Raw genomic sequence first — 22,292 nt, 5'->3', positions numbered from 1 at the left:
TATTCATTTTTTACTTATTTTGCAAAATACTCATCTAGCTGCTTTTTGCTAATTACAAATACACCTAAGCCGCCTTGTTCAAATTCAATCCATTCAAACGGCGCGCCCGGATACAGCGCATCCATATGTACCATAGAGTTACCAACTTCTACAAATAACAAACCGTTATCAGTTAGATGTTCACTCGCTTCGCTCAATATAGTACGGGTTACATCTAAACCATCGTGGCCTGATGCAAGCCCAAGCTCTGGCTCATGATGAAATTCGCGTGGTAAGTCAGCCATATCTTCTGCATCAACATACGGTGGGTTTGCTACTATTAGGTCGTATTTTTGACCTGGTACACCGCTAAATACATCAGACTGAATCGGTAACACGCGATCACTCAACATGTAATCGTTAATGTTAATGTCTGTCACTTCAAGCGCTTCATACGATATATCTACCGCATCAACTTGTGCCTGCTCAAAAGCTTGCGCAAGTGCAATTGCGATACAACCCGAACCCGTACATAAATCTAATATACGGTTTACCGATTGTGGCTCTTCAAGCCACGGCGTAAAGCGGTTACTAATAAGCTCGGCAAATGGTGAGCGAGGTATAAGTACACGTTCATCAACATAAAACGGCATACCCGCAAACCATGCAATGTTTGTTAAGTAAGGTACTGGTGTGCAGTCGTTAATACGTTCTGCAATAAGACCAGCAAGTCGGTTTTTTTCTGTGCTTGTTAAACGCGCGTGCATTAATTCTTTTGGCGCATCAACAGGCAAGCTAAGCGCAGGCAGTAATAAGCTTACAGCTTCATCCCATGCGTTATCTGTACCGTGTCCAAAAAATATACTACTACTTGCAAATTGGCTTGTAGTCCAACGTAACCAGTCATGTAAAGTTGACAGTTCTGCAACGGCTTCTTCGAGTGTTGCTTCTTCTATTTGTAAATCGCTCATATATTTTTACCTGTATTAGCTTACTGACTGTTTTGAGTCTTTAAGACGATTGCATTGCCTATCTGCGCTGGGCAAATTACAATTGCCCCTCATTTAAGTATTGTACCGCCTTTTGCGCTGCGTTTTTACGTTTTTTTGTTTAGGTAATAGTTATGAAAAAAGACACTCCATCACATTCGTCCCTAAGCAATGACGACATAAGCTTATTTCGTCAAACGATCACAGGCGCCAAAGTATTTAAACAAGATACTCATCGTTTTGATACAAAGCCTAAGGTGTCACAAGCTAAGCAATTTGCCCAGCAAAAAAAGCAGGCTCAATCTGAATTTTTCTTCTCAGACGTTTATATTCCCGATATAGACACCCACGGCACGGTTAAATATGTAAAACCTGGCCAAGATACTTTCCTAGCTAAACAGCTTCGCCGTGGTGACTTTGCACCCGATTTGACGCTAGATTTACACGGCTTAAATAAAGAACTTGCTAAAGACGAACTCGCTGGACTCATTCACGAATGTAAAAAGCAGCATTATTATTGTGCATGTGTAGTGCATGGTATTGGTGGCGGTGTACTAAAGCACAAAGTACCGCAGTATTTAGTACAGCACCCTGACGTAATAGCGATGCACCAAGCCCCTCTCGAATATGGTGGAAGAGGCGCTGTACTTATTTTAATTAATTTACCGCAAAGTGATGAATTTAGACGCTAACTTTAGCCATTACTAGGATGTAACTACGTGCATATTTTTTCAATTATTTTTCCGCTCATTTTTATTGTTGCGCTTGGTTATAGCTGTTGCCGATTAAAATTTTTCGAAAAGCAGCATATCGCAGGCCTGAGTAAGTTTACTTTTTATATTAGTTTGCCTGCTTTTTTATTATTAAATATGTCGCAAATTAACTTACAGCAAAGCATTAGCCTTTTTGCATTTTTGAGCTTTTACATACCTGTTCTGAGTGTATTTGGGGTGGGTATTTTAATTGACCGCTTTTATTTAAGTAAAAAACATTTAAAAAATTACCAACAACACGGTGTCTTTGGACTTGCTTCTAGCTATTCAAATATGGTGTTAGTGGGTATTCCTATTGTTATTGCCTCGCTTGGCAAAGAGATGATAGCCATTGCATTTATGATCATTACTTTTCATAGCACATTGTTATTTGCACTTACTTTTTTAATAGGCGCTAAAGGTAGTAGCGATAAATTTTCGTGGTCGCACTTTGGAAAAAGTATGGTGTTAAACCCAATAGTACTAAGTATTGGGTGCGGGCTTATATTAAACATATTAGGAGTTACACTGTTTACCGACTTAGCAAATAGTTTGGAGCTATTAGCTAAACCAGCAATTGCCTGTGCGCTATTTGTACTTGGTGCAAATTTAGCTTTTTATAAAATAGCTGCAAATTGGCAACCGGCGTTAATAGCATCAATTTTAAAAATATTTTTATTGCCTGCGCTAGTTTTATTGGTAGGCACCTATGTATTTAAGCTAGGCACGCAAATACTTAATGTATTGGTACTTTTAAGTGCGTCCCCTGTTGGCGTAAATGCTTATCTTATTGCGACTCAAATAAAGCAGCATGAAGCCACGCTTGCTGGGGCTGTCGTACTTTCTACTATCTTAAGTGTTATTAGCTTTACGTTTTGGCTAGCTTTATTACTTTAGCTTACAAACCGCCGGCTACATCAACAAAGCTACCCGTTGTAAAAGAAGCGTGCTCTGAAGCTAAAAAGTAAATTGCTGCAGCAACCTCTTCGGGTGTACCGCCTCTGCCAAGGGGTAGTTTACTTTTAAGACGATCGACTCGATTTTCTTCACCGCCATCGCTATGCATATCAGTGTAAATAAGCCCAGGTCTAACCGAGTTAACTCGAATACCTTTACCTGCCACCTCTTTTGCCAAGCCAATAGTAAATGTGTCCATTGCACCTTTAGATGCTGCATAATCAATGTACTCATTAGGAGAGCCCGTTTTAGCAGCCCTCGATGAAACATTAACAATACTACCGCCATTTCTCATTCGTTTTATTGCCTCTCGGCTACATAAAAAAGCACTGGTAATATTTGTAGTCAAAACTTCGTTTATGCGCTCGGCACTCATTTCTAACAAAGGCATTTGTGGTTTTAAAATACCGGCGTTATTTATTAGTACATCAAGTTGGCTAAATTCTTTATCAATAAAATCAAACAACGCCAAAACATCTGCCTCTTTCGATACATCTGCTTTTATAACTTGAGCTCTAACGCCAAAGCTTCTTACTTGATCGGCTACTAGCTTCGCACTAGCTAAATCAGCTTTATAATTAATGCAAACATCATAACCATGCTTTGCAAAATATAGTGCGGTAGCTGCGCCAATACCTCGGCTAGAGCCTGTGATAAGTACAACGGGGGAGCGATTCATTAAAGCTATTATTCTTTTAAAGCTGCAACTACTGAAATTTCAACAAGTAGTGCATCACGTGCCATTTTAGCTTCTACGCAGGCACGTGCAGGCGCATAACCCTCGGGTACCCATGCATCCCATACTGCATTCATATCAGCAAAGTATTCCATGCTCTTTACATAAATAGTCGCGCTAAGCATATGTTCTTTTGAACTCCCTGCTTCATCAAGCAGCGCCTCTACTTTATCAAGCATAGTTTGAGTTTGCTCTTTAATACCTTTTTGCGCGTCGGCGCATACCTGCCCACATAAATACACAGTGCCGTTGTGTTTTACTATGCGGCTCATGCGCGCACCTGTTTGTAAGCGTTCTATCGTCATATTACTTTTCTCAATTATTTATATTAAAGGTTTTCTGGGGCATTTATACTTATATAACTACTACGCTGGGTTTGCTCATCATAACTAATAACAGCAACAGCACCTGTATTAAAAATTGGCATATTACCAGGGCTTAATTGGTCCACTAAATAACTTACAATAGGCATGTGTGCCACTATAAGCCATGTGTTGCATTGGGGATGAGTAGCAATAAGCATTTCAAGATAGTCAGCAGCAATTTGAGGTTTGCCTTCGGGGATAATATCGGATGTGGTTTCGCTAAATTTAAATACGTTATTTTTAGCCACACCTGCAGCTGTTTGCTGTGCACGAATGTAAGGACTAACTAACAGTGCATCAGGGCAATGTGCTTTACTGAGCCAAAGGCCCATTTTTTCAGCTTCATCGTGCCCTGCTTGGGTTAAATTTCTACCTGCATCATCAGCCTGCATGGGTGTTGCTTCGCCGTGGCGCATTATTAGGATTGTTTTCATAAAAAATCAACCGATTAAAGAATATAAAACAGTAGCCAGTTTGCCCATTTGTCAGCTATATTAACAACATAAATCTATTTATTTCTAAATAATTCTTTCATGAGATTCAGGTAAATCTTTAAGCTGTATTTCGCTTTCCTGAAGCCATCATCTGTTGTTAACAAGTAAACGTTTAGTTTCAGGAGCATCATTTGAATATCAGCCGCAATGATAACAGAGCATACCGCGCCTTTACACTGGACAATGGTCTAAAAGTACTATTAGTGCAAGATAAAGATTCTACAAAAGCGGCAGCATCAATGGCAGTTAACGCCGGGCATTTTGACGATCCTCTTGATAGGCAAGGCCTAGCACACTTTTTAGAGCACATGCTTTTTTTAGGCACTGACCAATACCCAGATTCAGGCAGTTTTAATAATTTTGTTTCGCAAGCCGGTGGTAACACTAATGCGTGGACTGGCACTGAGCATACCTGTTACTTTTTTGATATTAATAACCAAGAATTTGAACAGGCGCTTACCCAATTTAGCCGTTTTTTTATTGCGCCACTTTTAAATTCAGCCGAAACAGAAAAAGAACGCAACGCAATTGAAGCCGAGTTTAAGCTAAAAATAAAAGACGATGGTCGCCGTATTTATCAAGCCCACAAAGAAACGGTAAATCCTGCTCATCCATTTGCTAAATTTTCTGTAGGAAACCTACAAACCTTAGCTGACAGAGAGCGCTGTATTAGTGATGAGCTTCGCGACTTTTTTAATAGTCAGTACCAAGCTCAGTGGATGACTTTAGTTATTTGCGCAAACGAAACATTAGACACACTACAAAGCTGGGCACAAACTTACTTTGGCGCAATTAAGGGTAATAAAAACCTCAAAAAGCCAGAGATCAGTGAGCCCCTCTATCGCAAACAAGACATAGGAAAAATACTCCATATTGAGCCGCATAAGCATATGCAAAAACTTATCATAAGTTTTGCTATGCCTAATATTGACGACTTTTATCGCCACAAAACAGTGAGTTTTATTGCCCATTTACTTGGCTATGAAGGCGCGGGTTCTCTTTATTCTATTTTAAAAGAGCAAGGCTGGATAAACGCGCTTTCTGCTGGCGGTGGTATTAATGGCAGCAACTTTAAAGACTTTAATATTAGTTTAGCGCTTACCGATGAAGGTATTGAATACTTCGAAGACATTATTGAAATGGTGTTTGAATACATTTGCTTAATTAACGATAACACCGAAAAATTGCCGCGTTTATATCAAGATAAAAAAAATCTATTACAAATAGCATTCGATAACCAAGAAAAGTCACGCTTGATTGATTGGGTCAGTAATTTAAGCATTAATATGCAGCATTACGATGAAGCAAACTACGTACAAGGCGACTATTTAATGGAAGGCTTTAAAAAAGCGACCCACGAAATGGCCATGCAGTGGTTAACGCCACATAATATGCGCATCGTACTTATACATCCAGATGTAGAGTCTGAACATAAAACCGCATGGTACAACACACCATATAAAGTAGAACATATTTCACCTAGTTGGCTTGATGCACTTAGCGAGATAAATAAACCGCTGAGCGAAATGCTGCTGCCTACCGCTAATCCTTATTTAACAAAAGAAGTGGTGTTATTTGATGTCATAAAACCACAAACAAAACCCGAGTTATTAGTAAAAGAACCCGGTTTTGATTTTTGGTTTAAACAAGACAACACATTTCGTGTTGCTAAAGGCCATTTTTATTTGGCCATGGATTCTGATTTTGCCGTAAAAGATGTAAAGCATATGGCACTCACCCGCTTATTTACAGATTTATTTATGGATAGCGTAGGCGAGCAATTTTATCCTGCAGAACTTGCGGGGCTTAGCTATCACTTAACCTCGCATCAAGGTGGATTAACTCTACATACCGCAGGGCTTTCATCTAGCCAGTTAGAGCTTGTTGATCAATTAATAGATGCTTTATTTAATGTAGAAATTTGTGCAAAACGCTTTGCTGAATATAAAAAACAACTTGTAAGGCATTGGCGCAATAGCAACCAAAACAAACCAGTCAGTGAGTTGTTTAGTATTTTAGGCGCAAAAATAATGCCTTGGAACCCTCAACCTGGGGAGCTTGCATCGGCATTAAAAAACACTTGTTTTCAGCAATTTAATGAGTTCAGAACAGACTTTTTTAAAGCACTACATGTTGAATCATTTTTACATGGTAACTGGCAGCAAAGTGATGCATTAGCCTTTCAAAAAAAGGTCGCCGAACACCTAAAAAACGCAGCCATAATTGAAGATTTAAGACGCCCTCTTTTTGAAATTAAAAAAGTAACTCGCTACGAGTTAGAACTTCCTTGTAGCGACCATGCCATGGTAGTTTACTATCAAGCGCAAACGGATTGCGTGGCCGAAAAAGTAAAAATGATGGCGTTAAATCATTTAATTAATCAAGATTACTTTAACGAATTACGAACAACACAACAGCTAGGTTATTTAGTTGGCGCAGGTTATGCACCTTTTAATACTCGTGCTGGAATAGCATTTTATGTGCAGTCACCTAAGTTTGATGCAAAAACATTATTACATCGCCATAACAGCTTTATTAAAAAATACCTTGATAACATTGATGCACTTGATGAAAACGATTGGCAACAGCAAAAACATGGCCTTAGTACTCATATTGCAGAAAAAGATAAAAACTTGCGCCTGCGCTCACAACGGTTATGGCTTGCTATTGGTAACAGAGATCATGAATTTCATATGCAGCAGCGACTTTTAGATGCCCTAAACGCACTAACACTAAGAGAAATAAAAGTTTATGCACTAAGCCTATTTGATGATAATAGACCAAGATATGAGCTTTTAAGCTCGGCGAAAGTCAGTAAATCTCAAAATATGCCCGTTTACTCTCAATCTCTTTGACTCTAGGTTTAGCTTGTTTTAAATTATCATTTGTAAATTAGAAGTAATCAAAAAATGATAAAAACAATAATAAAACTAAGCATGCTTGTAGTACTTGCTTACTCATTTGAGCTTTTTGCCTTTGAGTCATCACTTAATTACAACTCAGACAATATACTTATACTAGCAAGCGCCATTATAGCGCTTGCTTTGCCCTACCTGTTATTTGTAATCCACAAACTTAGACGTTCACGCCGCCAACTTCGACTTTCGGAAAAACGCCTTAAAAGTACTGTAGAAGGTAGCGGCGATACACTTTGGGACTGGAACATAAAAACAGGCGAAGTTATTCGTATTAACGATAAGTATTTAATGGACTCAACTACGTTAATGGGGTTTCCACCAAATAAAGGCCTTATCCATCCTCACGATATTAATAACGTTGAGCACTTGCTAAAAGTGCACTTTGCAGAGCAGTCTGCTTTTTTTGAAGCCACCTACCGAATCAAAGATACTTTTGGTCGTTGGCACTGGGTGCTCGACCGCGGAAAAATAATTGAAAAAGACGCCAACTTATCACCCCTTAGAATGACAGGTACCGTTCGCGATATATCACAGTTAAAATCAACTGAAGAGCGCTTAAACCTTTTTGCAAAATGTGTTGAGTCGCTTACTGACGCCTTAGCAATTTACGATAAAAACTTTAAACTGGTTGATATAAACCCTAGCTTTTTAACCTTGTTTGGTGGCGTACGCGAACAATACTTAGGAAAAAATTTTAGCCTATCTGGGTATGAGCCAAGCTACACAAACAGAATTATTGAAATAGTAAAAGAGCGCGAACATATTCAACAAGAAGTGAAGCTTCGTAATAGTGAGCGTATTTTATTACCGATAGAAATATCCATAGATGAAATTAAAAACGATCAAAATCAAATAACTAATTATGTCGTTGTATATTCAGATTTAACAGAGCGTAAAAAAGCAGAATCGCAATTACATAACTTATCGAATAGAGATCGCACAACCAGTCTGCCTAACCGAAATTTATTTTTTACTGATTTGCATAAACTAGTAAAACTCAATTCGCATCACGCCTTGCTTGTATTCGATTTAGATAACTTTAAAAAAATAAATGACTCGTTAGGACATCAGCTAGGTGACAGCTTATTAGCTAAACTAGCAATGCGCTTAAATAAACTAACCCGCGAAAATGATGTGTTTTATCGTTTAGGCGGCGATGAGTTTGCTCTGGTAATGTCTGACACTAACGACATACATGTAATTACACGCATGGCTAAACAGTTTTTAGCAGCCATTGCTACACCATTTAAAATGGCAGGCCACGAACTGGCAATCACCTCAAGTGTAGGTATTGTATTATTCCCAGAAGACGGTAATACACCTGAACTGCTTTTAAAAAATGCAGATACCGCCATGTATCATGCTAAAAAGAAAGGTAACAGCTACTTATTTTTTAACGACACGATGAACCGCCAAGCCGTTAAACGACTGCAAATTGAAAACCTCATGCGCTTTGGTTTAAAAGAAGACCATTTTGAAGTGTACTACCAACCAAAAATGAATATTCGCACAGGCAAGCTAACCGGAATGGAAGCATTAGTTCGCTTTATAACCCCTAAAAAAGGCATTATTAGCCCTGGTGTATTTATACCTATAGCTGAAGAAACAGGCCAAATAATTGAAATCGGTGAAGTGGTATTAAACAAAGCCTGCAGAGACGTAAAAGAATGGCTAGATAACGGTTTATTTAGCGGCCGAGTAGCTGTCAACTTATCAGCAAAGCAATTTAGCCTCCCCGATTTAACCTCTCGTATTGACGTTATTTTGCAAAAAAATGAATTACCTTCTTACTTTTTAGAGCTTGAAATAACAGAAGGTACTGTAATGGATGACCCTAAAGAAGCCATTGCAATTATGCGTTCGTTAAGTGCCCGAGGTATTCATTTAGCAATGGATGATTTTGGTACTGGTTATTCATCATTAGCGTATTTAAAGCAATTTCCGCTTAATACACTTAAAGTAGATAAAGCATTTATAGATGACATGACCAACGAACGTGGCCGTAATATGGTCGACTCAATAGTCACTATTGCGCATAACCTTGATTTACATGTAGTTGCTGAAGGTGTAGAACAAGCCCATCAAATTGATATACTCAAAAAGCTTAATTGCGAAACAGTACAAGGTTATTACTATTCTAAGCCTCTATCAAAAAGTGAATTTACTGAATTTTTAAAGCAGCAACAAACTAAAGCAGCCCCAAGTTTAATTAGAAAAAATAAAAATGTGGCATCGATAAATTAAGGGCGCCATATACACGCATTTATTCCTACATTTCTTACTAAAGCACGACGATAATGTAGATTAAACAAGCACCAGGCTACAGGTCCAAGTAAACCGCCTAAAATCAGCCATCGCTTAATTGGCATGCCTTTTTTAATGGTTTCTAAATACATTAAAGCTATAAATGCACTGCTTAGTAAAACTATAAACAAAGCTACCCCTTAAAGTTGCTCAAAAATACGGCGCTTATTCTAACGCTAACGTGATTAAATTTAAAGCAACAAATCCCCGCGCGCAAAAAAGCCGAAGCTGTTAAATACAGATTCGGCTTTTAAAATTATAATTTACAAGTTACTTTTCAGCACGACCCATAAATTTGTGTTCAACAGTATTAATACGGATACGGTCACCTGTTGAAATATGCTCTGGCACAGAAATATTTAAGCCAGTAGACATACGTGCAGGTTTTGAACGAGCACTTGCAGATGCACCTTTGATAGATGGGTCTGTTTCTTCAACAACAAGTTCAACACTTGACGGTAAATCAAGTCCTACTGGCGCGCCATCAATAACAATGACGTGTACGCCTTGCGTTTCTTCATTAACAAATAAAATTTCTTCGCTAATAGCACCTTTGTTTAAGTTGTAAGGCGTGTAATCTTCATTATCCATGAACACATACTCGTCGCCATCAATGTACGATAGCATTACTTCACGGCGTGTTAAATCAGCCAGCGTTAGCATGTCACTGTCTTTGAATGTTTCGTCAACTTTACCACCGGTTACCACATCGTATAAACGCATACGGTATAAACTACCACCAGCACGACCTTGCGGCACAGAGCGCACAATATCTTTTACAACTAAAACGCGGCCATTGAAGTCAATAGCAGTACCTTTTTTAACATCACTCGCCTTTGGCATGTGTGAATTCCTATTATTTTTTTGATTGCCAGAAACATACCACGAACTGGATTTTGTTCAACTAAAATTACGTTGGTTTTACGCTACATGTTGTATTAGCTTGTAAAATTTTAATTTATACTAAAATACATATAATCAAATGTGAAAAAAACTGCTATGGTAGCTTTACCGAGTATGACTTCAAGGAATGGATCATGGACCAGAAAAAAGTACATGAGTATTTAGTTAAAAAACCACTTGTTCAGGTTACAAAACCATTTGCGCAAGAGGTTGATGTATATAAAGTGAATCATAAAATGTTTGCGACTCTTGCTATTGGCAATGACGGTCAAACTAATGATGATGGTGAGGTTATTTGGTGGCTTAACTTAAAGTGCGATCCTGATGAAGCAATATCATTGCGTGATACTTTCCCGGCAGTGATCCCTGGTTACCATATGAATAAACGCTTATGGAACACAGTAATTTTAGACGGCACAATTGCACAAAGTGAAATTGAGAGAATGATTGATAACTCATTTAATTTAGTCGTAGAAAACATGCCAGAAAAAGACCGCAAAGCTATCGCACTTCACTTGTAGCACTTTTTGGGCTAGGCTACTAGCCCATTAAAACCTTACACCTTAAGCGTATAAATTAAATCGTCGTATAACTTTCCGCCTATTGTATGCACTTTAAAAAGTGTATCGGTATGGGTTAAGCCGCACTTACTAAGCACCTTTTCAGAACCAATATTGCCACGCGTTACGACTGCTTTAAACTGCCTAATACCACATTCTTTCCAAGCCCAATCAATCACACCTCTTAACGACTCTGTCGCGTAGCCTTTATTAAAATACTCTGGCAATAATAAATAACCGAGCTCTGCGGTTTCTCCGTCATAGGCAAAGCCTGTAACACCCACTGGTTGTTTTGTTTTATTATTAATAATGAGTAAGCACAGTGGATGGCGTGATTTAGTATTCCACTTAGGTAAGCGTACCTCAAAGCGGTTTCTTATCAGTGACTCCATTGGCATATCAAAACAATACTTAAGGACTTGAGGATCGCGATGAAGCGCTAGAAAAAGAGGCCAATCAGACTCTTCTATTTGGTACATGCTCAATCTTTGTGTAAATAATGTCATTAAGCTCCTCATTTAAATATTAAAAATCATAAAAAAACCGCATCTAAATGCGGTTTTTATAAACAGTAGAAACTTTATTCTTTTGTTTCAATCTCTTTAGTAACTTCAGGCTCAGTGACACTTTGCTCTTGTGGCTCAGTGCTTTGTACTTCAGGAGCTACAACCTCAACAGTTGCTGCATTATAAAAAGTAGTACCAGAGCTTGCCATTGTTACCAGTGACTCACAAGGAGCAAAATTAGCATCGCTGTTAGCCAATGTAGACATATCAGAGCTTATTTTACTTGCGCCTAATTTATCCATATAGCTAAACGGGCCACCTAAAAATGGTGGGAAACCAATACCAAATATTGCACCAATGTCGCCATCACGAGGGCTTGCAATAATACCATCATCTAAACAGCGTACTGCTTCGTTAAGCATTTTTGATACACATCGCTTAGCAATTTCGCTTTTGTTTAAACGTGGAGCAGGGGTAACACCCAATAGTTCGTAAACTGACTCATCAACCTTTTTGCCTTTTTTATCGTATTCATAAAAACCACGACCCGACTTACGGCCAAGGCGTTTTGAATCAATCATACGCATAAATGCATCAGGACCTTTAAAACGCTCACCTAATTCTTTTTCAAGAATTGGAGCAATTTTAGAGCCAATATCAATCCCTACTTCATCAAGTAGAGCCAGCGGTCCTACCGGAAAGCCAAACTCAACTAGGGCTGCATCAATCTTTTCAATTGGCTCACCCGCAAGCATTAAGTTAGCAGCTTCATTTAAGTAAGGCGCTAAAATACGATTTACGTAAAAACCGGCCATGTCTTTTACAACAATTGGCGTTTTACCTTGCTTACGTGCAAAGTTAACAACGCGAGCAATAGTCTCTTTAGATGTACCTTCGTGTGGAATAATTTCCACTAATGGCATTTTTTCTACTGGTGAAAAGTAATGTAAGCCAATTACATTTTCAGGACGTGCTGCCTGCGCTGCAATTTGCGAAATTGGTAATGATGACGTGTTACTAGCAAAAATTGTATTTTCTTGGCATTGCTGCTCTACGTCTGCAACCATACCTTGCTTAAGTGCAAGATCTTCAAACACCGCTTCTATTACTAAATCAATGTGTTTAAAGCCACTGTAGTCTGTTGTACCTGTAATGCGGTTCATTGTTAATTGCATATCAGCTTTAGACATAATACGGCGCTTAAGGCGCTTGTCTAAAATTTTGTAGGTGTAGCTCATTGCATTACTAATGCCCTGCTCTGCTACATCTTTAATACGTACCGGTACTTTAGCTTTAACAGCACTTACGTGCGCAATACCTGCGCCCATTAGTCCACCACCTAAAACAGCAGTTTTGCTAATTGCGGGGGCGTCATCATTGCGCCACTCTTTTTTCATTTCAGTGGTTGCAAAGAAAATACCGCGAAGCGCTTTCGATTCGTCACTCATTACAAGTGTTGCAAAGCTTTCAGCTTCTGTTTTATACGCTTTTAGCTCATCAAGCTCTACACTAGCACGCACAGCTTTAATAATAGCGAGTGGTGCTGGGTAGTGCCCGCCCGTTTTTTTAAGTACGTTTTCTTTGGCTTTTTTAAAGATAAAGTTACGACCAAACGGGTTTGACTCTAATAATTTACTAATATTGTCGAGCTTTGGCTCTTTTGCTTGTGGCTTTTTCTTAGTCGCAAATTCTTTTGCAACTTTTAGCAGCACACTGTGTGGTACACAGTCATCAAGCACGCCTGCTTTTTTAGCTTGCTTAGGGCGAATTTGTTTACCTGTTAGCATCCACTCAAGTGCTTTTTGAATACCAACAATTTTAGTTAAGCGCTGCGTACCGCCGCCACCTGGTAGTAAACCTAGTTGCACTTCTGGTAAGCCAATTTTTGTTAAATCGCTGTCGGTACCAACACGGTAGTCACACGCTAAAGCAAACTCTAAACCACCACCTAATGCAGCGCCATGAATCGCGCTTACTGTTGTGTATGGCAGTTTTGTCATATCAAAAAATGCTTGATGACATAGTTCGCTAATAGCTAAAGCATCATCACGCTTTTGAACGCTATCGAGCATTTTTACATCGGCGCCCGCGATAAAGTTATCGCTTTTTCCGCTTATAAATACCATGCCTTTTACATTTTGCGACTTAGCGTCTTCTAATAATGCTTTTAAGTCATCGGCAAAACTACTGCGCAGGGTATTCATTTTCTCCCCTGGCACATCAATCGTTACTACGGCAATTTTGTTTTCATCTACCGCTAAATTAAATACTGAATCAGTCATTACGCGCTCTCCAATACAAAGGCTGCACCTAAACCACCAGCAGCACACGCTGTTGTTAATGCCAAACCGCCACCACGACGTTTAAGCTCGTGTAAGCTTTGCGTAATTAAGCGTGCACCTGTTGCTGCAAATGGGTGACCATATGCTAAAGAGCCGCCGTTAACGTTAAACTTATCCATGTTAATTTCGCCAATTGCTTTGCTGCGACCTAAATGCTCTTGTGCAAATTTGTCTGAGGCAAACATTTTCATATTGGCAAGTGTTTGCGATGCAAACGCTTCGTGCATTTCAATTAAATCTAAATCAGCAAGCGTAATACCCGCTCTATCTAGTGCAATAGGCGTTGAATGAGCTGGGCCCATTAACATGTCTTTTTCTACGCCAATTGCCGAAAATGCAAAGCTACGTACGTAACCTAGTATTTCATAGCCAAGTGCTTTTGCTTTGCTTTCGCTCATCATAAGTACGGCCGCTGCACCATCAGTTAATGGTGTTGCATTTGCAGCGGTAACAGTACCGTGCTGACGGTCAAAAACAGGTTTAAGCTTGGCGTAGCCTTCAACCGTTGAGTTTTTACGAATGTTGTTGTCTTCTGAGATAAAGCTTTTATATGGCGGTAAATGCGCCGTCATTACTTCATCTTTTAACTTACCATCAGCCCATGCTTGCGTTGCAAGTGAGTGAGAACGATGCGCTAATGCATCTTGATCTTCACGGCTAATATTATGTGTTTTAGCCATTTGCTCAGCAGTTTGCCCCATTGAAAGGCCTGTTGAGTACTCTGCAACTGCAGGAGGCACTGGTAATAAATCTTTTAAGCGCAGTTTTGAAAATATTTTTAAACGTTGACCAAGCGTACGCGCTTTATTTAAATCAACTAAGCTGCCTGCTAGCTTTTTACTAACACCAATCGGTAGTACTGATGACGAATCTGCGCCGCCTGCAATACCTACACTTACAGATCCCGCCATAATAGACTCAGCTACATTAGCAATAGCCTGAAAGCTGGTAGCACATGCGCGCGATACAGAATATGCATCAACCGATACAGGCATACCTGTGCCCAATACAATTTCACGTGCAATATTTGGCGCTTCTGGCATTTGTACTACTTGACCAAATACAAGTTGATCAATTTCTGACTTATTGAAATTTAATCGTTCAAGCATTTCGTTAACCACCAATTTACCCATATCAAGTGCTGGTACATGGTGAAACGCTGTTGCTTGTTTTGCAAAAGGTGTACGTAAGCCGCTAACTATGGCAATACGGTCGCCCTTTGGTGTTTTTAGTATGTTTTGCTCAGACATTTATGCTCTCCCGCTGACAGGTCTGACCTGTTTGTTTTCCTCGATTCTAAACAACCCGTGCCCTAAAGCCAATAGATAAACACAAATTTATATAAACAGTGTTTAATTACGACTATCACAATAGGCTTTTTTAGACGCATTTACAAAGTTTTGTGGTACGCTAAAATTCGTTAAAAAATAACGAACTATTTTAAAAAATACAGTCTAACTCTTGAGTTACCCAATTATAAACCTTATAAATAGGTCAGTATTTATCACCTAACACTATTAGGTACAAACCCAGCTGACGAGGACAGTCCACTTATTATGGCAGCTAACGCATTTTCACAATTAAAAACGTACTTAGATACACAAATCATTGGCCAGCCAGAGCTTACACAAGCACTACTTATTGCTATTTTAGCTGATGGTCACTTATTAGTAGAAGGCCCTCCTGGGCTTGCAAAAACACGTGCAGTTAATGCACTTGCTAAAGGCATTGAAGGCTCATTTCAGCGCGTACAGTTTACGCCAGATTTATTACCAGCTGATGTAACAGGTACCGATATTTACCGCCAACAAACTAGCGAGTTTGTATTTGAAAAAGGCCCTCTTTTTCATAACCTAATTTTAGCTGATGAAATTAACCGTGCACCAGCCAAAGTACAATCAGCACTATTAGAAGCCATGGCAGAGCGACAAGTAACCGTGGGTAAAAATACCTATCCGCTTAGCGAGCTGTTTTTAGTTATGGCAACGCAAAACCCGCTAGAGCAAGAAGGCACATACCCGTTACCAGAAGCCCAGCTGGATCGCTTTTTACTGCACCTAAGTATTGACTACCCTGGCGCAGAGCATGAGCTTGATATACTGCGTTTAACACGCGGCGAAGCGCTTAATGAACAACAACCAGTAATGCAAAAAATTAGTCAAAGCGACTTATTTGCAGCTCGTAAAGAAATATTAGGCCTTTATTTAGCAGAGCCGCTTGAGCAATATTTAGTACAACTTATTATTGCTACCCGTGAAGGCGCTAAATTAGATGCGCAACTAGGTAGCTGGATTGAGTTTGGTGCGAGCCCGCGTGCAACAATAGCACTTGATAAATGTGCTCGTGCTCATGCATGGCTTCAAGGCCGTGACTTTGTAGCACCTGATGACATTCAAGCTGTTGTGCATAACGTACTGCGTCATCGCATTATTTTAAGTTACGAAGCCCAAGCCGATGGCATTACTAAAGATCAAGTAATAAGCCGTATAGTTGAACTTGTAGCCGTACCATAAGTTATGCAAAAACAATTAGAAACCCAAGCATGGCTCAAACAGAGCCATAGCCACGGTGTTAATTTAGCACTCAAAGAGCTGATGTATTACAAAGCCAAAGCGCAATTGCTTGAACTTGCCCCTAAGGTAAAAATAAAAAATACCTTAACAGGACAATACCTTGCACCGCACAAAGGCCGAGGAATGGAATTTGCCGAAGTGCGACATTATCAGCAAGGTGACGATATTCGCTCTATTGATTGGCGAGTTACTGCGCGTACCGGCGAGACTCACACAAAGCTCTTTCAAGAAGAAAAAGAGCGTCCTGTATTTGTATTTACTGATTTTTCTAACTCAATGCTGTTTGGCTCAAAGTTACTGTTAAAGTCGGTGCAAGCTGCGCATATAAGCGCTCTTGTTGCATGGTCGGCGTGTCAGCGCGGCGATAGAATTGGCGGTATTGTGTTTAATCAGCACTCGCATTTAGAGCTAAAACCCAGCGCCCGTGAAAAAGCCGTGCTTAAGCTTTGTCATAATTTATGCGACAACCACCAGCAAGCGCTCAACAATATTGATAAAACAGCCACTAACAACTTTAGCGATAACCTAAAGCGCCTTAACCATTTAGCAAAACCAGGCAGCTTAGTGTATTTAGTGTCTGATTTTAATGCTCTGGATGATGCGAGCTTTAAGCAACTTGAAATATTAAGCCGCCACTGCGAGCTGATTGGTTGCCACATAAGCGATCCGTTTGAGCATCAGTTACCTGCGTTTAAGCAAGCCGTTACTGTTAATGCAAATGGTCAAGACTTTGCCCTACCATTAATGGATAACAGCTTTAGAGAACGTTTTGCTAAAAATGCTGAGCAAGCATTTAGCGCGCGCTTTAATCGCCTAACTAAATCGGGTCTTAATTTAATATCATTCAATGCAGCAACACCGCTTGAGCTGCAATTAGTGAGAAAATAACCATGCAAACCAATCCACTCGATGGCCTGCACGATATAATAGCGCCAAGCCAAGTTAATTGGTGGCCACTCGCCCCTGCTTGGTGGGTTATTATTACACTGCTGTTTTTAGCATTGTGCGCAGCTATTTATATATTTTATAAAAAACATAAATTTAAAAAGCCTAAACGCTACGCAATACAATTGAGCCAAAGTGAGCAAAACCCTCAGCAACTGCATATTATTTTAAAACGTTTAGTGATTGAATATTACGACAAGCGACTTGCTGCGCAATCTACCTCTAAATGGTGCACAACACTTAATACACTCACCGGTTTAAGCTTTACAGAACAAGAAATACTAAGCTTGTATAACCCTAGCCAAAAAGATACAACACTGTGCGAAAAATTTCGCCAAGGTATTAAGCAATTTAAAATAAAGGAGTCAGTAAATGTTTGAATTTAGCTGGCCATGGTTATTTTTATTACTACCCTTACCTTTATTACTTTTACTATTAAAACCCGCAGCAAGTAATGCCAGTACGCGTTTACGTATACCCAGTTTTGCAAAGCACAATTTAACCAGCCAAAGCATTGAGCCACACGCACGACGTTTAAATCCCCTCGAGTGGATAATTTGGTTATTACTTGTTACTGCTGCTGCCAATCCAACATGGTTAGATGAGCCAATCTCATTACCAAATGAAGGTCGCGACATAATGTTAGCGGTTGACTTGTCAGGCTCTATGACCGAGCAAGACATGGCTTACAATGGCCAATATGTTGACCGCCTTACCATGGTAAAAGCCGTACTCAGTGATTTTATAGAGCAGCGTCAAGGCGACAGGCTTGGGCTGATATTATTTGGCGACACCGCATTTTTACAAACCCCCCTCACGCGCGACGTTAAAACAGTAAGTAAAATGCTCAGTGAAGCGCAAATTGGTTTAGTGGGACGCGCAACAGCCATTGGTGATGCATTGGGTCTTTCGGTAAAACGCTTTGCCAATAAAGATGAAAGCAATCGTATTGTGGTGCTATTAACCGACGGACAAAATACCGCTGGTAATTTAAACCCAGAAGATGCTCTGCTGCTAGCTCGCGAGGAAGGTATTAAAGTGTACACCATTGGCGTTGGCTCAGATAATCCGCGCGGCTTTAGCCTCTTTAACATGGGTGGCTCTAGTGGCAGTAGTTTAGATGAAAGCTTACTTAAAAAGATTGCCGAGCAAACTGGCGGGTTATACTTTAGAGCCAAAGATGTAGCTGGCCTTCAACAAATTTACGCAGAGCTTGATAAGCTTGAACCTATTAGCGCTGATGAACAAACATTTCGCCCACAAAGCTCATTATTTTACTACCCGTTACTTATCGCTATTTTACTTATTAGCTTAAAAGTAATGCTTAGTACACTGCGTGCATTAAAGGAGCCAAACTAATGGATTTTGAATTTATTCGCCCCGCTCTTTTATGGTTACTCATCCCTGCTGTGGCATTATTTTTTGTTGCCTTAATTAAGCATAAAAAAACCACCAGTGAGCAGTTAATTGCACCTCATTTAGCACAATTTATAATGAGCGAAGCAAACACTAAAGCCAGCCAGCCACTTTGGTTAGTTGCTTTGTTTTGCAGCCTTGGCATTTTATTTAGTGCTGGGCCTAGTTTTGAAAAAAAACAAGTTCCTGTATTTCAAAGTAAAAGTGCCCGTGTAATTGTTATGGATATGTCGTACTCAATGTACAGCACCGATATTTTGCCAAATCGTTTAATGCAATCACGCTTTAAAGCGCTTGATATGATTGAGCTATTTAAAGAAGGTGATACCGCGCTTGTAGCTTACGCAGGCACGGCCTATGTAATTTCACCACTAACAAACGATGCCACAACACTCAGTAATTTAATTCCAAGCTTGAGCCCTGAAATAATGCCAGACAAAGGCTCAAACGTTTTAGCGGGTCTTGATATGGCCAAAGAGCTATTAACGCAAGCGGGTTATATAGATGGCGACATTATTTTAGTGACCGACGGTATTGACCAACAAGAACAAAGCGACGTGAGTAGCTTTACCAGTAACACCCAATATAGATTAAATATATATGGTGTAGGTACCGCTCAAGGCGCACCAATTAAGTTACCTGAAGGCGGCTTTTTGAAAGACAGATACGGCCAAATTGTAGTACCTACAATTAATGCCTCTCAGCTTAAAAATTTAGCATCAAGCAGCGGTGGTAAATTTGCTAGTTACCAACCTAGCAATAATGACATAAATACGTTTGCCCCAAATGCGCAGAGTGAATTATTGAAAGACGAAAAACAAAGCCATGCACTTTGGCGAATAGATGCAGGTATTTACGGACTCTTGTTATTACTGCCATTTGGTTTGTATTTATTCAGACGCGCTGCCTTGTTAGGCGTATTTTTAGCTTTTGGTTTTTTACCGCAGCAAAATGCGTATGCCGTAGAGCTCCCTACTCTTTTGCAAAATGCAGATCAACGTGCATTGCAGGCTTACAATAATAAAGAATACGATGCGGCAACACAGGCGCAATCGAGTGAGTTAAAAGGCGCGGCGCTATACCAGCAAGGTAATTTTGATGCTGCACTTAATGAGTTTAATAATGATAAGTCGGCTACCGGTTTATACAACTACGGTAATGCCCTTGCCAAAGCTGGCAAGCTTGAGGACGCAATTGAGGCGTACAAACAAGCCCAAAGCTTACAAGATGACTTTACGCAAGCAGCCGATAACCAAGCCTTAGTTGAGCAATTACTAAATCAACAAGAGCAACAAAACCAGCAAGATCAGCAAAGCGACGGCGACGACTCTCAAGACCAAGATGATAGTCAGAAAAAAGATGAGCAGAACCAAGGGCAAAATTCTGATGAGTCAAAACAGGATCAGCAACAAAATGGTGATAAAAGCGATTCTGAAAAAGGCGAAAACGAAAGTCAAAGCTCAAGCGATGAAAAATCAGATAAAGAGTCTGAACAATCAAAAGATCAACAAGGTGAGCCTGGCGAGCAATCAGATAAGCAAAATGAGCCTGATATGCAAGCTCAGCCACAAAGTGAGCAAGGGCAAAATAAAGACGCTGACCAGCCTAAAGAGGATGAGCAGCAACAAAGTAAGCCACAAGCAATAAGTGAGCAACCTGCCACTGATGAGCAAAAACAAAATGCTCAGCAACAAGCGATGCAAGCCCAAGCAAGTGAGCTCACTAATGAAGAAAAAGAAAAAGCACAACAGCTTAATCAACTACTTAGAAAAGTCCCGGACGATCCGGCTATTTTATTACGGAATAAAATGCAATTAGAAGCCCAAAAAAGACAATATAAACGTCGCCCTACAGGAGTCGAAAAATCATGGTAATGCGATTATTTTGCTGTTTATTGCTATTAAGTGCGATGCCTTCGTGGGCTGCCACCAAATTAGAAGCCAGCATAGATAAAAACCCTGTATTAGCGGGTGAATTTTTTATGCTTAATATATCGGTAGACGATACAGTTAAAGGCGAGCAACCAGACACCTCATCGCTGTTAAAAGACTTTGTTGTAGGCCCGACGAGCTTAAGCTCTCGTACCAACATTATTAATGGCAGCATTAATAAACAAACTACGTGGTCAGTTAAACTAATGACCCGTACAGAGGGTGATTACACGATACCGGCATTTAGCGTTGCAGGGTTAACCTCACAACCTATTAAATTAAAAGTGGCAAAACGCTCAGTTGATGCAGATAAAAATAACGAAATATTTTTAAAAACGTCGCTCTCAAGTAATTCATTATTTGTCCAAGAAGCCGGTGTTTACACTGTTAAGCTCTACCTTGCCAAAGAACTGCTTGATGGCAGCTTAAGCACACCAAGTATGGAAGATGCTCAGCTAACCCAATTAGGTAAACAAACTGAGAGTTATGAGCTGGTTGATGGCAAACGCTACCTTGTTATTACTCGTGAGTATTTAATTCAGCCACAAAAAAGTGGTGCCTACACGATTGCAGGCCCCGCTTTTCAAGGGCGAGTACAGCAAAATTACCGCCAACTGGAGGTATCTGCTCTTGGCGAGGATCAGCAAGTAGAAATAAAACCAATCCCGAGTGACTATAAAGGCGCATGGTTACCAAGCGAATTGGTTAACCTTGATGAAGAATGGCAACCTAACGACAACACAGTAGAAGTAGGTACGCCTATAACACGTACTATTACGCTTACCGCGCTTGGAGTTACAAAAGAGCAATTACCTGAAATCTCTATGCCTACTATTGATGGCATACGCAGCTATCCTGATAAAAAAGAAAATAACAATGCAGTGCGAGACGGACGCGTTGTATCGCAACAAACGGCATCATATGCCTTACTGCCGCAAAAACCAGGTACTTATACTTTGCCTGAAATAAAGCTGCCTTGGTTTAATACCAAAATGAACCGTATTAGTGTAGCTACATTACCAAAGCGTACTATTACAGTAACGCCAAGTACTACCGCGCCTAATACAGCCATAGCAAACCCACAACCCAGCACAAATAATTCACCTACTCTTGAAAATATTTCGAATCAAGCAACTGGCACACAACCTATTGAAACTAAAAGTGATACTCCTCTTTGGTTAATAGTTGTTGCCGCTTTAGGGTATATTTTATGGATTGGTACTGTAATTTTTTACTTAATAAGCCGTTCTACTAAAAATACGACTGAAAAATTACAGCTAAACACCCGTGGTACTTCTCAGCCAAGCTTAAATGAGCTTAAAGCATTAGCCAAAAAACACGATGTGAAAGCCTTTTACACCGCATTAAATAACTTTTCTGTAAAGGTGACCCATAAAAATGTTGGCGCGATTGATGAGCTCTGCATCCACGTAAACAGCAGCGAGCTTAACGGTCTCATTAGCCAATTGCAGGCACAACTTTATAGTAATAAAGGCGCAAACACGGATCTTAATGCTATTATTAAAATTCTTGAGATCTATCAAACTCAGGCATCAAAGTCGCAACAAGCTGTATTAAAAGACCTTTATGATTAATAACTACGAACCTTAGGTCTTTTTTTG

General features: G+C 39.8%; 20 protein-coding genes. 11 read left to right on the top strand and 9 right to left on the bottom strand.

Features of this window, described 5'->3' with window-relative positions; translation table 11 throughout:
- Nucleotides 1-14 precede the first annotated feature (14 nt).
- Nucleotides 15-950: a 50S ribosomal protein L3 N(5)-glutamine methyltransferase gene (prmB, locus tag H5122_RS00245; RefSeq protein WP_007377743.1), complete on the bottom strand. Its 936-nt coding sequence runs from the start codon at nucleotides 948-950 to the stop codon at nucleotides 15-17.
- A gap of 152 nt (nucleotides 951-1,102) precedes the next feature.
- Between prmB and smrB the strand changes: the two genes are divergently transcribed.
- Entirely contained in the window at nucleotides 1,103-1,660 is a 558-nt protein-coding gene (gene smrB, locus H5122_RS00240; protein ID WP_007377742.1) for an endonuclease SmrB, read from the top strand.
- Nucleotides 1,661-1,687: 27 nt separating this feature from the next.
- Entirely contained in the window at nucleotides 1,688-2,617 is a 930-nt protein-coding gene (locus tag H5122_RS00235) for an AEC family transporter (protein WP_182673898.1), read from the top strand.
- 1 nt (nucleotide 2,618) lies between these two features.
- Here H5122_RS00235 and H5122_RS00230 read toward each other — a convergent pair whose 3' ends face one another.
- The 3 genes from H5122_RS00230 to sixA are packed head-to-tail and all read right to left on the bottom strand — an operon-like array spanning nucleotide 2,619 to nucleotide 4,212.
- The gene (locus H5122_RS00230) at nucleotides 2,619-3,356 is read right to left on the bottom strand and encodes an SDR family oxidoreductase (protein WP_182682030.1); all 738 of its coding nucleotides are present in this window, start codon (nucleotides 3,354-3,356) and stop codon (nucleotides 2,619-2,621) included.
- Between the two features lie 8 nt (nucleotides 3,357-3,364).
- On the bottom strand, nucleotides 3,365-3,718 hold the full coding sequence (locus H5122_RS00225; protein WP_002962161.1) for a RidA family protein: 354 nt from the start codon (nucleotides 3,716-3,718) through the stop codon (nucleotides 3,365-3,367).
- Between the two features lie 23 nt (nucleotides 3,719-3,741).
- Complete coding sequence (sixA, locus tag H5122_RS00220; RefSeq protein ID WP_182682029.1) at nucleotides 3,742-4,212, bottom strand: phosphohistidine phosphatase SixA; 471 nt, start codon at nucleotides 4,210-4,212, stop codon at nucleotides 3,742-3,744.
- Between the two features lie 191 nt (nucleotides 4,213-4,403).
- Here sixA and H5122_RS00215 point away from each other — a divergent pair, with 191 nt between their 5' ends.
- Together H5122_RS00215 and H5122_RS00210 are read left to right on the top strand one after the other, a co-directional pair.
- Nucleotides 4,404-7,127 (top strand): insulinase family protein, encoded by a 2,724-nt coding sequence (locus H5122_RS00215; protein WP_182682028.1) that lies wholly within the window; start codon nucleotides 4,404-4,406, stop codon nucleotides 7,125-7,127.
- 54 nt (nucleotides 7,128-7,181) lie between these two features.
- Nucleotides 7,182-9,434: an EAL domain-containing protein gene (locus H5122_RS00210; RefSeq protein ID WP_182682026.1), complete on the top strand. Its 2,253-nt coding sequence runs from the start codon at nucleotides 7,182-7,184 to the stop codon at nucleotides 9,432-9,434.
- Here the strand turns inward: H5122_RS00210 and H5122_RS00205 are convergent.
- Both H5122_RS00205 and yeiP read right to left on the bottom strand, forming a co-directional pair.
- Nucleotides 9,431-9,625 (bottom strand): hypothetical protein, encoded by a 195-nt coding sequence (locus tag H5122_RS00205; RefSeq protein ID WP_024604473.1) that lies wholly within the window; start codon nucleotides 9,623-9,625, stop codon nucleotides 9,431-9,433. The genes H5122_RS00210 and H5122_RS00205 overlap by 4 nt on opposite strands.
- Before the next feature lie 139 nt (nucleotides 9,626-9,764).
- Nucleotides 9,765-10,337: an elongation factor P-like protein YeiP gene (gene yeiP, locus H5122_RS00200; protein WP_182682024.1), complete on the bottom strand. Its 573-nt coding sequence runs from the start codon at nucleotides 10,335-10,337 to the stop codon at nucleotides 9,765-9,767.
- A gap of 194 nt (nucleotides 10,338-10,531) precedes the next feature.
- Between yeiP and H5122_RS00195 the strand changes: the two genes are divergently transcribed.
- Nucleotides 10,532-10,918: an MmcQ/YjbR family DNA-binding protein gene (locus tag H5122_RS00195; protein WP_024596739.1), complete on the top strand. Its 387-nt coding sequence runs from the start codon at nucleotides 10,532-10,534 to the stop codon at nucleotides 10,916-10,918.
- Between the two features lie 35 nt (nucleotides 10,919-10,953).
- On the opposite strand, the gene H5122_RS00190 is transcribed toward H5122_RS00195, so the two are convergent.
- The 3 genes from H5122_RS00190 to fadI form a co-directional block, all read right to left on the bottom strand.
- Nucleotides 10,954-11,463 (bottom strand): GNAT family N-acetyltransferase, encoded by a 510-nt coding sequence (locus H5122_RS00190; protein WP_182682023.1) that lies wholly within the window; start codon nucleotides 11,461-11,463, stop codon nucleotides 10,954-10,956.
- Nucleotides 11,464-11,537: 74 nt separating this feature from the next.
- The gene (gene fadJ, locus H5122_RS00185) at nucleotides 11,538-13,745 is read right to left on the bottom strand and encodes a fatty acid oxidation complex subunit alpha FadJ (RefSeq protein WP_182673903.1); all 2,208 of its coding nucleotides are present in this window, start codon (nucleotides 13,743-13,745) and stop codon (nucleotides 11,538-11,540) included.
- Nucleotides 13,745-15,055 (bottom strand): acetyl-CoA C-acyltransferase FadI, encoded by a 1,311-nt coding sequence (gene fadI / locus H5122_RS00180; RefSeq protein WP_004335629.1) that lies wholly within the window; start codon nucleotides 15,053-15,055, stop codon nucleotides 13,745-13,747. Before fadI ends, fadJ begins: the two co-directional genes overlap by 1 nt.
- Nucleotides 15,056-15,361: 306 nt before the next feature.
- Here fadI and H5122_RS00175 point away from each other — a divergent pair, with 306 nt between their 5' ends.
- From H5122_RS00175 to H5122_RS00150, 6 genes are read left to right on the top strand one after another with little or no spacing between them, the layout of a single operon-like run.
- The gene (locus H5122_RS00175) at nucleotides 15,362-16,318 is read left to right on the top strand and encodes a MoxR family ATPase (protein WP_007377762.1); all 957 of its coding nucleotides are present in this window, start codon (nucleotides 15,362-15,364) and stop codon (nucleotides 16,316-16,318) included.
- A gap of 3 nt (nucleotides 16,319-16,321) precedes the next feature.
- Nucleotides 16,322-17,266: a DUF58 domain-containing protein gene (locus H5122_RS00170; RefSeq protein WP_004335626.1), complete on the top strand. Its 945-nt coding sequence runs from the start codon at nucleotides 16,322-16,324 to the stop codon at nucleotides 17,264-17,266.
- A gap of 2 nt (nucleotides 17,267-17,268) precedes the next feature.
- A complete protein-coding gene (locus H5122_RS00165) occupies nucleotides 17,269-17,703 on the top strand; it encodes a DUF4381 domain-containing protein (RefSeq protein WP_182682021.1) in 435 nt (144 codons plus the stop codon).
- Nucleotides 17,696-18,682 carry a VWA domain-containing protein gene (locus tag H5122_RS00160; protein WP_182682020.1) on the top strand — a complete coding sequence of 329 codons (987 nt, stop codon included), beginning with the start codon at nucleotides 17,696-17,698 and terminating at the stop codon, nucleotides 18,680-18,682. The genes H5122_RS00165 and H5122_RS00160 overlap by 8 nt, the downstream gene beginning before the upstream one ends.
- On the top strand, nucleotides 18,682-20,613 hold the full coding sequence (locus H5122_RS00155) for a VWA domain-containing protein (RefSeq protein WP_182682018.1): 1,932 nt from the start codon (nucleotides 18,682-18,684) through the stop codon (nucleotides 20,611-20,613). The genes H5122_RS00160 and H5122_RS00155 overlap by 1 nt, the downstream gene beginning before the upstream one ends.
- Complete coding sequence (locus H5122_RS00150; protein WP_182682016.1) at nucleotides 20,607-22,265, top strand: BatD family protein; 1,659 nt, start codon at nucleotides 20,607-20,609, stop codon at nucleotides 22,263-22,265. The genes H5122_RS00155 and H5122_RS00150 overlap by 7 nt, the downstream gene beginning before the upstream one ends.
- The last annotated feature ends 27 nt before the right edge of the window (nucleotides 22,266-22,292 follow it).

The organism is Pseudoalteromonas sp. SG43-8, from assembly GCF_014164245.1.
Lineage (GTDB): Bacteria > Pseudomonadota > Gammaproteobacteria > Enterobacterales > Alteromonadaceae > Pseudoalteromonas > Pseudoalteromonas distincta.
The sequence above is the reverse complement of the archived record's forward strand: the minus strand, read 5'-3'. Positions and strand labels throughout refer to the sequence as shown.